The organism is Pseudarthrobacter sp. MOO13 (assembly GCF_058267655.1).
This window is the reverse complement of the sequence record NZ_CM177848.1, coordinates 3,336,285-3,350,357: the sequence shown is the minus strand read 5'-3', so window position 1 is coordinate 3,350,357 and position 14,073 is coordinate 3,336,285. Positions and strand designations below refer to the sequence as shown.

The following is a 14,073-nucleotide window of genomic DNA, read 5'->3' as shown; positions in this document are numbered from 1 at the left end:
CATAGTGGACGCGAGCATCTTGTATAAGAAGCAATTTCCAAGAATATGAACCTGGATCTGGCTGCGCTGTTGATGCCCTTTGTGGGTGTTGGGGTGTGGTTGGTTTCTGTGGTTCTCTCGAGAAATTTTTTTTGATCTTTGTGGTCAAGTTTTTAAGAGCACACGGTGGATGCCTTGGCATTAGGAGCCGAAGAAGGACGTAGGAATCTGCGATAAGCCTGGGGGAGTCGATAACCGGACTGTGATCCCAGGGTGTCCGAATGGGGAAACCCCGCCAAGCGCGCGAGTGACTTGGTGACCCGTACCTGAACACATAGGGTGCGTGGGGGGAACGCGGGGAAGTGAAACATCTCAGTACCCGCAGGAAGAGAAAACAATAGTGATTCCGTTAGTAGTGGCGAGCGAACGCGGATCAGGCTAAACCGTTCCATGTGTGATAGCCGGCGGGCGTTGCATGGTCGGGGTTGTGGGACTTTCCATACCAGTTCTGCCGGGCTGGTGGGGTGTGATGTGCGCGCATAGGTGAACGGTTTTGAAAGGCCGGCCAGAGAGGGTGTTAGTCCCGTAACCGTAATGTGTTTGTGCCGCCTGTGAGAGTATCCCAAGTAGTACGGGGCCCGAGAAATCCCGTGCGAATCTGTCAGGACCACCTGATAAGCCTAAATACTCCCTAATGACCGATAGCGGACCAGTACCGTGAGGGAAAGGTGAAAAGTACCCCGGGAGGGGAGTGAAACAGTACCTGAAACCGTGTGCTTACAATCCGTCGGAGCCAGTCTGATTCTGGTGACGGCGTGCCTTTTGAAGAATGAGCCTGCGAGTTAGTGTTACGTCGCGAGGTTAACCCGTGTGGGGCAGCCGTAGCGAAAGCGAGTCTGAATAGGGCGTTGCAGTGGCGTGATCTAGACCCGAAGCGAAGTGATCTACCCATGGCCAGGTTGAAGCGACGGTAAGACGTCGTGGAGGACCGAACCCACTTCAGTTGAAAATGGAGGGGATGAGCTGTGGGTAGGGGTGAAAGGCCAATCAAACTTCGTGATAGCTGGTTCTCCCCGAAATGCATTTAGGTGCAGCGTTGCGTGTTTCTTGCTGGAGGTAGAGCTACTGGATGGCTAATGGGCCCTACAAGGTTACTGACGTCAGCCAAACTCCGAATGCCGGTAAGTGAGAGCGCAGCAGTGAGACTGTGGGGGATAAGCTTCATAGTCGAGAGGGAAACAGCCCAGACCACCAACTAAGGCCCCTAAGCGTGTGCTAAGTGGGAAAGGATGTGGAGTTGCCCAGACAACCAGGAGGTTGGCTTAGAAGCAGCCACCCTTAAAAGAGTGCGTAATAGCTCACTGGTCAAGTGATTCCGCGCCGACAATGTAGCGGGGCTCAAGTACACCGCCGAAGTTGTGGCATTCAAACATGGCTAAGCCTTCGTGGTTCAGGTGTTTGGATGGGTAGGGGAGCGTCGTGTGGGCGGTGAAGTCGCGGTGTAAACCAGCGGTGGAGCCTACACGAGTGAGAATGCAGGCATGAGTAGCGAAAGACGGGTGAGAAACCCGTCCGCCGAATGATCAAGGGTTCCAGGGTCAAGCTAATCTGCCCTGGGTAAGTCGGGACCTAAGGCGAGGCCGACAGGCGTAGTCGATGGACAACGGGTTGATATTCCCGTACCGGCGAAAAACCGTCCATGTTGAACAGGGGATACTAACCGCCCGAGACCTGCCCGCTCACCCTTGTGGTGTTGTGGGTTTTGGTGGAGCGCGGGACCTGATCCTGGGAGGCAAGCGTATTAACAGGTGTGACGCAGGAAGGTAGCCGAGCCGGGCGATGGTTGTCCCGGTCTAAGGATGTAGGGCGAGTGGTAGGCAAATCCGCCACTCATGGTGCCTGAGATCTGATGGGACCCCCGTTTGGGGGGATTTGGTGATCCTATGCTGCCGAGAAAAGCATCGACGCGAGGTTTTAGCCGCCCGTACCCCAAACCGACACAGGTGATCAGGTAGAGAATACTAAGGCGATCGAGAGAATTATGGTTAAGGAACTCGGCAAAATGCCCCCGTAACTTCGGGAGAAGGGGGGCCCCAACCTTGATACACCTTCGCGGTGTGGAGGGGATCGGGGCCGCAGAGACCAGGGGGAAGCGACTGTTTACTAAAAACACAGGTCCGTGCGAAGTCGCAAGACGATGTATACGGACTGACTCCTGCCCGGTGCTGGAAGGTTAAGAGGACCGGTTAGCCTCACGGCGAAGCTGAGAATTTAAGCCCCAGTAAACGGCGGTGGTAACTATAACCATCCTAAGGTAGCGAAATTCCTTGTCGGGTAAGTTCCGACCTGCACGAATGGAGTAACGACTTCCCCGCTGTCTCAACCATAAACTCGGCGAAATTGCAGTACGAGTAAAGATGCTCGTTACGCGCAGCAGGACGGAAAGACCCCGAGACCTTTACTATAGTTTGGTATTGGTGTTCGGAGTGGCTTGTGTAGGATAGGTGGGAGACGTTGAAGCCCGGACGCCAGTTCGGGTGGAGTCATCGTTGAAATACCACTCTGGTCACTTTGGACATCTAACTTCGGCCCGTAATCCGGGTCAGGGACAGTGCCTGATGGGTAGTTTAACTGGGGCGGTTGCCTCCTAAAAAGTAACGGAGGCGCCCAAAGGTTCCCTCAGCCTGGTTGGCAATCAGGTGTCGAGTGTAAGTGCACAAGGGAGCTTGACTGTGAGAGAGACATCTCGAGCAGGGACGAAAGTCGGGACTAGTGATCCGGCGGTACATTGTGGAATGGCCGTCGCTCAACGGATAAAAGGTACCTCGGGGATAACAGGCTGATCTTGCCCAAGAGTCCATATCGACGGCATGGTTTGGCACCTCGATGTCGGCTCGTCGCATCCTGGGGCTGGAGTAGGTCCCAAGGGTTGGGCTGTTCGCCCATTAAAGCGGTACGCGAGCTGGGTTTAGAACGTCGTGAGACAGTTCGGTCCCTATCCGCTGCGCGCGCAGGAAATTTGAGAAGGGCTGTCCTTAGTACGAGAGGACCGGGACGGACGAACCTCTGGTGTGTCAGTTGTACTGCCAAGTGCACCGCTGATTAGCTACGTTCGGATGGGATAACCGCTGAAAGCATCTAAGCGGGAAGCTCGCTTCAAGATGAGATTTCCATACACTTTATGTGTGAGAGGCCCCCAGCCAGACCACTGGGTTGATAGGCCGGATGTGGAAGCGAGGACTAACGACTCGTGAAGCTGACCGGTACTAATAGGCCAACAACTTACACCACACAGATACATACAAAAATCTGCTTGCGTCCACTATGTGGTTCCCAACCAACAACCCCCAACACCCGGGGTTTGATACGGCACGGAACCAACAACTGAATAACAACACCACACATGTTGTAACCACAGTCTTCCCACCAACCCCACAAAGGGGTTGGGACGGGTAACAAGGTTACGGCGGTCATAGCGTGGGGGAAACGCCCGGTCCCATTCCGAACCCGGAAGCTAAGACCCACAGCGCCGATGGTACTGCACCCGGGAGGGTGTGGGAGAGTAGGACACCGCCGGACACACATTGGTCGAGGCCCCAACCAACACGGTTGGGGCCTCCCACATTTAAAAACACCACCCACCCACCACACGACCACGCCAGCTCACACCCCACACGTAACCCACCAACCCCCGCTCACACCCGACACGAAACCCCGCAACGCCCGCTCACTTCTTGCGCGTATTCCGGTAACGCCCCCTCACACCTGACGAGTAGAACCGGAACGCCCGCTCACCTTTGACAGCCCCCGGGTAGAGTTGTTGCCCATGAGCAGCATCTTCAGCCATGCCCAGGACCCCTTCGAGGCGGATGGAAAGCCCGGTGCCGATTCCCTGGACCCGGTGGTCAACGCGGTGGTGGTGCCCGGACCCGTCGCCCGGGCATTCGCCGGTTTCACAGATCACACCCATCTCTGGTGGCCGCTGGAGCCGTACGGAGTCTACGGGGCAGGGTCCTATGTCGAATTCGAAGAGAACCTGATTCTCGAGACGTCAGACGACGGACGGACCAGCATCTGGGGAACCCTTGATGACTGGCAGCCGCCGCTCTCCTTCCACGCCACATGGCACCCCGGCACCACTGCAATGTGGTCCACCGAGCTTCTGGTGGCCTTCCGCGCGGTTGACGGGGGCACGGAGGTCCGGGTCGTCCATGACGGCTGGGAGGGCGCTGAGGACCCTGCTGCCGTCAGGGGACATTACCTGCAGGCCTGGCCCGTGATCCTCGACAAGTATGCCCGGTTCATGGGCGCCGCAGACCAGGCGAACTAGTTCAGGGCCGGCGGTACCGCCGTGCTGGTTCGGATCAGGAACTCGGTCGGGTACTCCTGGTCCTGGACCTGTGCAGCCGGCTGGCCGCCGTCGGAATCCTTGCCCGCGTTCAGCAACGCCAGGGCGGTTGTGGCCGCCAGGTTGCCTTGCCCGCGCGGATCCTGCTTGATGGTGGTGAGTCCAAACGTCTCGCTGAGATCGTGACCGTCCATACCCACGACCGAGAGATCTTGCGGGATCTGCAGGCCGAAGTCGCGCGCCGCAAGCATAATCCCGATGGCCATCTCGTCAGACGCGGCGAACACAGCGGTGGGTCGTTCTGCCGCTGTCCCCAGGAGCCGGCGTCCCACGGCGTACGCGCCCTGGATGGTGAAGTCCGCATTGACCACCCACTCGTCCCGGACAGGCAGGCCTGCCCCGGCCATGGCTGCGGCAAAGCCTTTCTGCCGGAGTTTGGGAAGCTTGAAGTCCCGGTTCAGCCCCGCGTCCCCGGTGATGTGCGCAATCCGGGTATGGCCAAGCCGGATCAGGTGGCCGGCCGCGTCCCTGGCAAGGCCTTCGTCGTCGATGCGGATGGTGGAGGCGCCCCGCAAGACGCCGCCGATGCCCACAATGGGACGATGCACCGCCAGCAGCTGGCCTATTTCATCCTCGCGAAGGACCAACGCCACTGCGATGACGGCGTCCAGGCGCTTGCGGAGCAGGAAGTCGTTCAGGATGCTGCTGCGTCGCTCAGGTTGCTCCCCCACGTTGTACAGGGTGAGGTCGTACCCGGCGTCCAGCAGGGTCTCCGAAACCCCTTCCAGCACGGAAGAGAAATACCAGCGCTGTACGTTGGGCACCACCAGGCCAATATTGCGGTTGCGGCCCGACGCCAGGCTTGATGCGTGGTAAGACGGAACGAACCCCAGCTCCTTGGCCGCCTCCTGCGCCAGCCGGCGGCTCCTTGAGGACACATTGGACTTGCCACTCAGCGCCCTCGAAACGGTGGCCACGGACAGGCCGGCACGGCTGGCAACTTCTTTGATGCCTGCCAACGTCAGTCTGCCGTGGTGGCAGGTCCAAGCTGCAACCAGGCAGTCTCGCCGGATGCGAGGGCATGGCCCGTGGACCCCGGCAGGCTGCGAAGGAGGACGTGGCCGGACGGCATCTCCAGCGGCTCATGGTTCAGGTTCATAAGCACCAGCGTAGTGCCGTTCACATAGCCGAGGGAGGATCCGGTGCACCAGTCTTCCGCCCAGGACAGGGATCCCCGGCCCAGATCGAGCTCCCGGCGCCGCGCCAGGGCTTCACGGTACAGGGCCAGGTGCGACGACGGTGACTCCGCCTGCACGTCACGGGCAAGTTCCGCGAAGGACGACGGAATCGGCAGCCAGGGATCGCTCCCGGAGCCGAATCCCAGGTGCCGGTCGTCGGCCCGCCAGGGCAGCGGAACGCGGCAGCCGTCGCGGCCAAGGCGCTGGCCGTTGGTCCGGGCGAAGGTCGGATCCTGCCGCAGATGGCCGGGGATGTCGATGCCGTCAGGCAGCCCCAACTCTTCTCCCTGGTAGAGGTAGGCGGCCCCGGGAAGCCCCAGCATGAAGAGTGAAGCGGCCGCTGCTCGACGCCGTCCGAGGTCCTCGTCCGGCTGGGGATCGCCGGTACCGATGCCGTCGCCGTCGCGCGGGCCGTGGCCGTTGTAGCCAAACCGGCTGGCATGCCGGACTACGTCGTGGTTTGAGAGGACCCACGTGCTCGGGGCGCCGACGCCGTCCAGGACGGTCAGTGAGTCCGTGATAACCGACCGCAGCCGGTAGACATCCAGTCCGGCGTGGAGGTAGGGAAAGTTGAACGCCTGGTGCATCTCGTCCGGCCGGACCCAGTGGGCCAGCCGGTGGAGGTCAACACTCGCCTCGGCGCACAGAATCCGGTCCGGGCCGTATTGGTCCAGGATCTGCCGCCATCTCCGGTAGATGTCGTGGACGGCGGGTTGACCGAACATGGGTGCCTCATGGCCCGGGTAGCCGTCGCTGCTGCCGCCGTCGGCACGTCCGCCCCATGCCGGCAGGCCCGGTGCTTTGACCAGCGCGTGGGCCACGTCCACCCGGAAGCCGGAGACGCCGCGGTCCAGCCAGAACCGGAGCACCCGTTCGAATTCTGCATGGACCGCCGGGTTGTCCCAGTTGAAGTCCGGCTGGGAGGAGTCGAAGAGGTGCAGGTACCACTGGCCGGGCTCGCCGTCAGGTTCCACCACGCGCGTCCAGGCCGGACCGCCGAAGTGGGACTGCCAGTTGTTCGGAGGCTCCTGGCCTTCCGGGCCGGTCCCGTCCCGGAAGATGAACATGTCCCGCTCGGGGCTTCCGGCTGGCGCTGCAAGGGCTGCCTGGAAAGCCGGGTGCTGGTCCGAGCAGTGGTTGGGTACCAGGTCAACGATGACCCGCAGCCCGAGCCGGTGCGATTCTGCCATCATGACGTCGAAGTCGCCCAGGGTGCCGAAGATCGGGTCCACGTCGCAGTAGTCGCTGACGTCGTAGCCAGCATCGCGCTGCGGTGACCGGTAGAAGGGCGAGAGCCAGACGGCGTCCACGCCCAGGCTTGCCAGATGCGGCAGTTCCTCGGTGATCCCGGCCAGGTCGCCCACGCCGTCGCCGTTCAAGTCACGGAACGAACGGGGATAGACCTGGTAGATCACGGCGGACCGCCACCAGCCGGGAATGGCGTCAGCGGCGTGGATAAGCGTCAATGGACCGGCAACGCTTGCAGTGTCCTGGGTCACAGTTTCGACAGACATGACAGTCAGCATAACGGCTGGAAGCGATTTAAATGAAAACGCTTCCATAACGTCCAGGCGCGCAGTTTAGGGGCTGAAGAGCGCGTAACACGCCATAGTCTGGAAGCGATTTCAAAGCCCGGAATACCGGACCGGTCCGGCGGACGGCGCCTAGACTTGGTGGATGTGTCCGACGACGGGTGGAGGGTTTGTGGGAAGCATTGTTGAGGATCTGGAAGCCGTCTTGGCGCCCGGGCAGCTGGATCGCGGCGAGGCTGCGCTCCACCGCTACGCCATTGACCAGGCACCGGTCGTGGACTTCCAGCTACCCCTGGCCGTCGTGTTCCCCGAGTCAGTGGCCGATGTCCAGGCGGTAGTGCGGGCGTGCGCGGCCGGGGGAGTGGCGATCATACCGCGCGGTGCCGGTACAGGAGTGTCCGGCGGGGCGCACGCCACCAGGAACTGCATTGTCCTCTCGCTGGAGCGGATGAACCGGATCCTTGCCCTGAGCCCGGACGACGAAACGGCCGTGGTGGAGCCCGGCGTCGTCAATGCCGTCCTCAACGAGGCCGCCGCGGTGCACGGCCTCATGTACGCCCCGGACCCCGCAAGTTTCCGCAGCTCCACCATTGGCGGCAACGTAGCCACCAATGCCGGCGGCCTTCGCTGCGCCAAGTACGGGGTCACCAGGGACTCGGTCCTGGCCTTGGACGTCGTGCTGGCTGACGGCTCCCTGATCCACACCGGCCACCAAACCTTCAAGGGCGTGGCGGGCTACGACCTCACGGGCCTCTTCGTGGGGTCCGAAGGAACACTTGGCATCGTCGTCGGAGTCACGGTGCGATTGAAGTACCTGCCCCGGGAAGTCCACACCGTTGCTGCGTTCTACCCGGACTTCCGGCTTGCCGCCGCAGGGGTCCTGGCCGTGGGCAAGGCGCGCGTCCAGCCCGCCATCATGGAATTGCTCGACGGCGGCACCCTGGCCCAGCTCGATGACATCCACGGATCGGACCTCACGGCACGCGGAAAGTCCCTGCTCCTGGTTCAGACAGACGGGTTTGGAGCTGCCGCCGAAGCAGACGTTGTGCGCCAGGTCCTCAAGGCAGGCGGTGCCACGGTCACCACCGAGGCCAGCGCCGAAGCGGAACGGCTGGTGGAGCTCCGGCGTCACAGCCGGGGCACCGAGGTGGACGATGAATTCCGGGTGGGTGAAGACGTTGCCGTGCCGCGGTCCCGGCTGGTGGACTACGTGGCGGCGCTCGAGGCCCTCGCAGCCACCCAGCGGGTGCACCTCAAAGTGGTGGCGCATGCCGGTGACGGCAACCTGCACCCCACCTTCTGGATCGACCGGCAGGGGGACACTGTTGACGCCGATGCGATGAAACGCCTCCAGGCTGCCTTGGATGAGTCGATCACGGCGGCGTTGGCCATGGGCGGCACCATCACCGGGGAGCATGGCATAGGCCAGTACAAGCTGCGCTGGCTGGGCCAGGAGCAGCCCGAGCCGGTCCGGGAACTGCAGCGCCGGATCAAGGACTTGTTCGATCCTGCGGGAATCCTCAATCCGGGGAAGGCGATCTAGGGTCAGTCGTCCGAGTCCGGGTATTCCTCGTCGGACTCATCGGCACCGTACCGGGATTCCTCGCTTTCCACCTCAAGGATTTTCAACATCTCGGTGTCGGGGTTCAGCATGATGGCGGCCTCGTCCCGCCGGTGCCGGAGGATCGAGTCGATGTAGGACTGTACGGCCTCGGCCAGCGGGATGTGGCGTTCCTGCTTTTCCGACATGTACCAGCGGTGTTCCAGTACTTCGTGGACCACCTCGGCGTGCTCCAGCTTGCCGGAAAGATCGCGCGGGATGGAGCGGACAATGGGCTCGAAGATCTGGCTCACCCACAGGTGGGCGCTGTATTCCTCGTCCATCTCCGGATTGTTGTCCGCCCGGAAGGAGTCCATGTCGTTGAGGAGCCGGCGGGCCTGGTTTTCCTGTGCGTCCAGGCCGGTGAGCCGCAACAGCCGGCGCTGGTGATGCCCGGCATCAACCACTTTGGGCTGCAGTTGGATGGTCGAGCCGTTCTGCGTGGTCTTGATGGCGTATTCCTCGACGTCGAAGCCGAGTTCGTTCAGGCGCCGGATCCGGGCTCCCACCCGCCAGCGTTCGCCGAGTTCGAAGGATTCCTTCTCCGTCAGTTCCGCCCACAGCCGCCGGTAGCTGTCCATGATCAGCTCACTGGTGGCGACCGGGTCCACTTTCTCCTCGATCAACCCGCCATCGAGCAGGTCCATGAGCTCACCAGCGATGTTCACCCGGGCAATCTCAAGGTCGTATTCGCGCTGGCCCGTGGACAGGTCCGGGTAGAGCTCGCCCGTTTCAGCGTCCACCAGGTAGGCGGCGAAAGCACCGGCGTCACGGCGGAACAGGGTATTGGAAAGGGAGACATCGCCCCAATAGAAGCCGATGAGGTGCAGCCGGACCAGCAGGAGGGCCTGGGCGTCGATGAGGCGGGTCAGCGTGTCCTTGCGCAGCATCTGGGAAAACAGTGCCCGGTAGGGCATGGAGAACTTCAAATGGCGGGTCACCAGCACCGGATTGAGCGGGCGCCCGTCCGGGGTGGTGCGTCCGGTGATCACGGCCACGGGCTCCACGCAGGGGACATCCAGCCGGGCCAGCTTGCGGAGCATGTGGTACTCGTGGCGGGCCACATGCTCGGATGTTTCCTTAATGGCGATGACCGAGCCGCCCAGGTGGGCGAAGCGCACGATATGCCTGGAGATACCGCGGGGGAGTGCAGCCAGGTACTGCGCGGGCCACTCCTCCAAGGCAATGTGCCACGGCAGGTCCAGCAGTTCCGGATCGGCCGCTGCGGCCGTGATGTTCAGCGACGACGCTACCGAGGCCGCCTTGTTGTCGTCGGCGCTGGCCGCCACGAACCGCGGCAGTTTACCGATCTGCGCGTAGTCGGTGGGTTCGTCGTGCCACTGGGCGCTGTTTTCCTCGGTCATGGGTCAATTCTTCCGTACGCAGGGCAAGGACGATAAATCTTCGTTAAAGGCCGACGGCGGCCCGCACCTTGATGAAAGGGTGCGGGCCGCCGTCGGTTCCGTGGCTCAGGCCGCTGGGTGCCGGTGGATGGGCCCACGCCGGCAGGGTTCCCTGGCCGAAGCGAAGCTAAGGCCGGTGGGTGGGCCCACGCCGGCAGGGTTCCCTGGCCGAAGCGAAGCGAGGCTAGGGTGCCGGTGGGGACTAGTCGCCCAGGCGCAGGCCGGTCTTGGTGTCGAACAGGTGCACGTGGCCGGACTGCGGACGGACGTAGATGACCTCGCCCTTCATCGGAGGACGGCGGCCGTCGACGCGGGCCACGATGTCGTGGTCCTTGCCGTCGAGCGTGGTGTGTCCGTAGACGTAGGCGTCGGCGCCGAGTTCTTCGACGACGTCGACCTCAACCTTCAGGCCCTCACCCTGCGGAGCGGTTTCAAGGTCTTCGGGACGGGAGCCCAAGGTGACCGTGGAGCCGTGCGCCTCTTCGAGGACGTCGCGCGGCACGGGGTACACGGTGCCGCCGAACTGCACGCCGCCGTCGACGACCGGGAGTTCCAGCAGGTTCATGGCGGGGGAGCCGATGAAGCCGGCAACGAAGACGTTCTTGGGACGGTCGTAGAGGTTGCGCGGGGTGTCAACCTGCTGCAGCAGGCCGTCCTTCAGCACTGCCACGCGGTCGCCCATGGTCATGGCCTCGACCTGGTCGTGGGTCACGTATACGGTGGTGACGCCCAGGCGGCGGGTCAGCGATGCGATCTGGGTACGGGTCTGGACGCGGAGCTTCGCATCCAGGTTGGACAGCGGCTCATCCATGAGGAAGACCTGCGGGTTACGGACGATTGCGCGGCCCATGGCAACGCGCTGGCGCTGGCCACCGGAGAGGGCCTTCGGCTTGCGGTCCAGGTACTGCTCAAGGTCGAGGAGCTTGGCGGCTTCACGGACTCGCTCAGCGCGCTCTTCTTTGGAGACGCCGGCGATCTTGAGGGCGAAGCCCATGTTGTCCGCAACAGTCATGTGCGGGTACAGGGCGTAATTCTGGAAGACCATGGCGATGTCGCGGTCCTTCGGCGGCACATCGGTGACGTCGCGGTCACCAATGAGAATGCGGCCTGCGTTGACGTCCTCAAGGCCTGCGAGCATGCGCAGCGAGGTGGACTTACCGCAACCGGAGGGTCCAACGAGGACCAGGAATTCGCCATCGGCGATGTCGATGTTGAGCTTGTCGACGGCGGGCTTATCTGTGCCCGGGTACAGACGCGTAGCGTTATCAAAAGTAACTGTAGCCACAGTTATCAATCCCTTCACCGGCAGGTACGTGCCGGACGATCCGTTGTGAATGGTTCATGTTTATTCAGTTGTGTTCCAGCAAAGTGCTCCGGGTCATTGCCCGGAGCACCCAATGACGCCGCACGGTGTTTGTGCGCCACATCACATCAAAGAGTATGCCAGAGTGGGCCGTCTTTTGCGTAAATGTTACGAACGTCACATGCGGCGTTGGTCACTGCCCTAGCCGGAGGCGGCTTCGGGGTCTTCTTCAGCCACGGCGATGCTTCGCTCCTGCAGCAGCACCTCCAGCAGTTCGGCGATGTGCACAGGTGCTTCCACCCGGTACTGGGCCTGGGTGAAATCAAGGCCCACCTTGACCCCCACGTCGCCCGGCTCCAACCGGCCGAACGCGTCCTCGTCCGTCACGTCGTCGCCGGCGAACAGGACGGCTGTGGCCCCGGTGGCCTGCCGAAGGAAGGCGACGCCTTCGCCCTTGGATGCGTTCACCACCGAGGTTTCCAGGACACGCTTGCCCTCCTTCAGGAACACCCCCTTGCGGTCCTGCAGCGACGCCCGGGCGGCCGCAACGGCGTCCTCGGCGACGTCGTCGTCAGCCTGGCGGGTGTGCAGGACGACGCCGGCGGGCTTGTCCTCCAGGGACGTTCCGGGAGCCTCTGCCACGATCTCGGCCAGCACCGACCGGACGTCGGCGAGAAGCGCTTTCTGGTCCTCCTCCAGCGCCAGCTCAGTGGAGCCGGGTCCCAGCCACGCTTCGGCGCCGTGGCTTCCAATGAGAAGGGTGTCCACCGGCGGCGACGCAACCTGCCGCAGGCTGGCGAGGGCACGGCCCGAGATGAGTGCCGTCGTCGTCCGTGGAAGCACCGCAAGGCCGGCGAAGGCTGCTGCCGAGCGTGGCAGCGGCCGCGCGTCCTGAGCGCTGTCCACGATGGGAGCCATGGTGCCGTCGAAATCCATGGCCACCAGCAGGTGTGCGGTTCCGGCGATCCGGCGCAACGCTTCCCTCAACTCGGGGGTCAATGCCAGCTGCCGCTTGGTGGGGCGGCCTTCAGGAGTCATCGCGAACCACCTTTTCGTTCAGCGCGCGCAGGAAGTCCGCGGACCAGTGGTCGACGTCGTGGTCCAGGATCTGGCGGCGCATGGACCGCATGCGGCGCGAGGCTTCCCGGGGCGTCAGTTCCACCGCGTTCATGATCGTGTTCTTGAGTCCTGCGATATCGTGCGGGTTGACCAGGAGCGCCTGCTTGAGCTGGTCCGCTGCACCCGCGAATTCGCTCAGGACCAGGGCGCCGTCGTTATTGTTCCGGGCGGTGACGTACTCCTTGGCCACCAGGTTCATCCCGTCCCGGAGGGCGGTGACGAGCATGACGTCCGCGGCCAGGTAGAGGGCCACCATTTCCTCCACCGGGTAGCTGTGGTGCAGGTAGCGGACCGCGGTGTTCTCAAGGGTGTCGTAGGTGCCGTTGATGTGGCCCACGGTCCCTTCCACCTCCTCGCGGAGCAGCCGGTACTGTTCCACCCGCTCCCGGCTGGGCGATGCCACCTGGATCAGCGTGGCCTCGCCAACGGTGAGCCGGCCGTCCGCCAGAAGCTCTTCGAAGGCCTTCAGCCGGTGGCGGATGCCCTTGGTGTAGTCCAGCCGGTCCACACCCAGCAGGATCGTTTTCGGGTTGCCCAGGTCCTGCCGGATCTGCCGGGCCCGTTCGATGATTTCTGGCCTGGCGGCTAGCTCGGTGATCTGCTTGACGTCGATGGAGATCGGGAAGGCCTGCGCCCGCGCAATGTGCGTGATCAGGCCATCCTGGCCCTTGACGTGCACCTGCTGCTGCTTGACGCTGGCACCGAGGAACCGGCGGGCGGACCGCATGAAGTTTCCGGCGTCGCTGACGCGCTGGAAGCCCACCAGGTCGGCACCGAGCAACCCGTCGATGATGGCCTGCCGCCACGGGAGCTGGGCAAAGATTTCCGGCGGCGGGAACGGGATGTGGTTGAAGAACCCGATCCGGAGATCGGGCCGCGCTTCGCGGAGCATCCGCGGAACCAGCTGCAACTGGTAGTCCTGGACCCAGACGGTGGCGCCGTGGTCCGCGTACCGCACCACGGCGTCGGCGAACCGCCGGTTGACCTTGCGGTAGGCATCCCACCAGGCCCGGTGGAATTCCGGCGGGGCGATGACGTCGTGGTAGAGCGGCCAGAGGGTGGCGTTGGAGAAGCCTTCGTAGTACAGCTCCACGTCGTCCGTGCTGAGCTGTACCGGGACGAGGTCCATCCCGCCATGGCTGAACGGCTTGACGGTTTCGTCAGGTGCTCCGTGCCAGCCAACCCAAGCGCCGTCCGTCTTGGTCATCATCGGTGCGAGGGCAGTCACCAGTCCGCCGGGGGACCGCCGCCAGCCGGATCCGTCGTCACCTCCGTCGGCGGGCGCCACGCGGTCAACCGGCAGCCGGTTCGAGACCACCATGAAGTCGTACTTCGTGTGCGCGGCATGGCTGGAATCCGTACCTGCGGCCTGTGCCGTGCCGGCGGGTTTTTCCTGGACGGGTGTTTGCATTGCGGCCCCCTGGGGTTGCTTGTGCCTCTAAGCCACACTAGCCGGACGGAATCATCGGGGCTATTCGTCCGTTGGTCAACCCGGAGGAATGGTTGAAACCGCAAGCTCCCAGATTTCTCCCCTAAAATGTGGGGGTGCCA

The 14,073-nt window shown here is 63.0% G+C and carries 8 protein-coding genes and 2 rRNA genes; 4 read left to right on the top strand and 6 right to left on the bottom strand.

Features of this window, described 5'->3' with window-relative positions; all coding sequences use genetic code 11:
* Window positions 1–142 precede the first annotated feature (142 nt).
* From AC4EEO_RS15265 to AC4EEO_RS15255, 3 genes are all read left to right on the top strand, one after another.
* Window positions 143–3,270: ribosomal RNA gene (locus AC4EEO_RS15265) — 23S ribosomal RNA — on the top strand.
* Between the two features lie 171 nt (window positions 3,271–3,441).
* Window positions 3,442–3,558: ribosomal RNA gene (gene rrf, locus AC4EEO_RS15260) — 5S ribosomal RNA — on the top strand.
* A gap of 247 nt (window positions 3,559–3,805) precedes the next feature.
* On the top strand, window positions 3,806–4,309 hold the full coding sequence (locus AC4EEO_RS15255) for an SRPBCC family protein (RefSeq protein WP_491329336.1): 504 nt from the start codon (window positions 3,806–3,808) through the stop codon (window positions 4,307–4,309).
* Here the strand turns inward: AC4EEO_RS15255 and AC4EEO_RS15250 are convergent.
* Together AC4EEO_RS15250 and AC4EEO_RS15245 are read right to left on the bottom strand one after the other, a co-directional pair.
* Window positions 4,306–5,346 carry a LacI family DNA-binding transcriptional regulator gene (locus AC4EEO_RS15250; protein ID WP_491329337.1) on the bottom strand — a complete coding sequence of 347 codons (1,041 nt, stop codon included), beginning with the start codon at window positions 5,344–5,346 and terminating at the stop codon, window positions 4,306–4,308. The two genes, AC4EEO_RS15255 and AC4EEO_RS15250, sit on opposite strands and share 4 nt — an antisense overlap.
* A gap of 2 nt (window positions 5,347–5,348) precedes the next feature.
* Window positions 5,349–7,091, bottom strand: a complete 1,743-nt coding sequence (locus AC4EEO_RS15245; RefSeq protein WP_018762100.1) for a glycoside hydrolase family 13 protein — start codon at window positions 7,089–7,091, stop codon at window positions 5,349–5,351.
* Window positions 7,092–7,242: 151 nt separating this feature from the next.
* Between AC4EEO_RS15245 and AC4EEO_RS15240 the strand changes: the two genes are divergently transcribed.
* Window positions 7,243–8,640: an FAD-binding oxidoreductase gene (locus tag AC4EEO_RS15240; RefSeq protein WP_491339206.1), complete on the top strand. Its 1,398-nt coding sequence runs from the start codon at window positions 7,243–7,245 to the stop codon at window positions 8,638–8,640.
* Between the two features lie 2 nt (window positions 8,641–8,642).
* Here AC4EEO_RS15240 and AC4EEO_RS15235 read toward each other — a convergent pair whose 3' ends face one another.
* The 4 genes from AC4EEO_RS15235 to AC4EEO_RS15220 form a co-directional block, all read right to left on the bottom strand.
* Complete coding sequence (locus AC4EEO_RS15235; protein WP_109863920.1) at window positions 8,643–10,061, bottom strand: DUF4032 domain-containing protein; 1,419 nt, start codon at window positions 10,059–10,061, stop codon at window positions 8,643–8,645.
* 241 nt (window positions 10,062–10,302) lie between these two features.
* On the bottom strand, window positions 10,303–11,385 hold the full coding sequence (locus AC4EEO_RS15230) for an ABC transporter ATP-binding protein (protein WP_018762103.1): 1,083 nt from the start codon (window positions 11,383–11,385) through the stop codon (window positions 10,303–10,305).
* Window positions 11,386–11,604: 219 nt separating this feature from the next.
* A complete protein-coding gene (gene otsB / locus AC4EEO_RS15225; protein WP_018762104.1) occupies window positions 11,605–12,441 on the bottom strand; it encodes a trehalose-phosphatase in 837 nt (278 codons plus the stop codon).
* Entirely contained in the window at window positions 12,431–13,933 is a 1,503-nt protein-coding gene (locus AC4EEO_RS15220) for an alpha,alpha-trehalose-phosphate synthase (UDP-forming) (RefSeq protein WP_018762105.1), read from the bottom strand. The genes otsB and AC4EEO_RS15220 overlap by 11 nt, the downstream gene beginning before the upstream one ends.
* Window positions 13,934–14,073 lie beyond the last annotated feature (140 nt).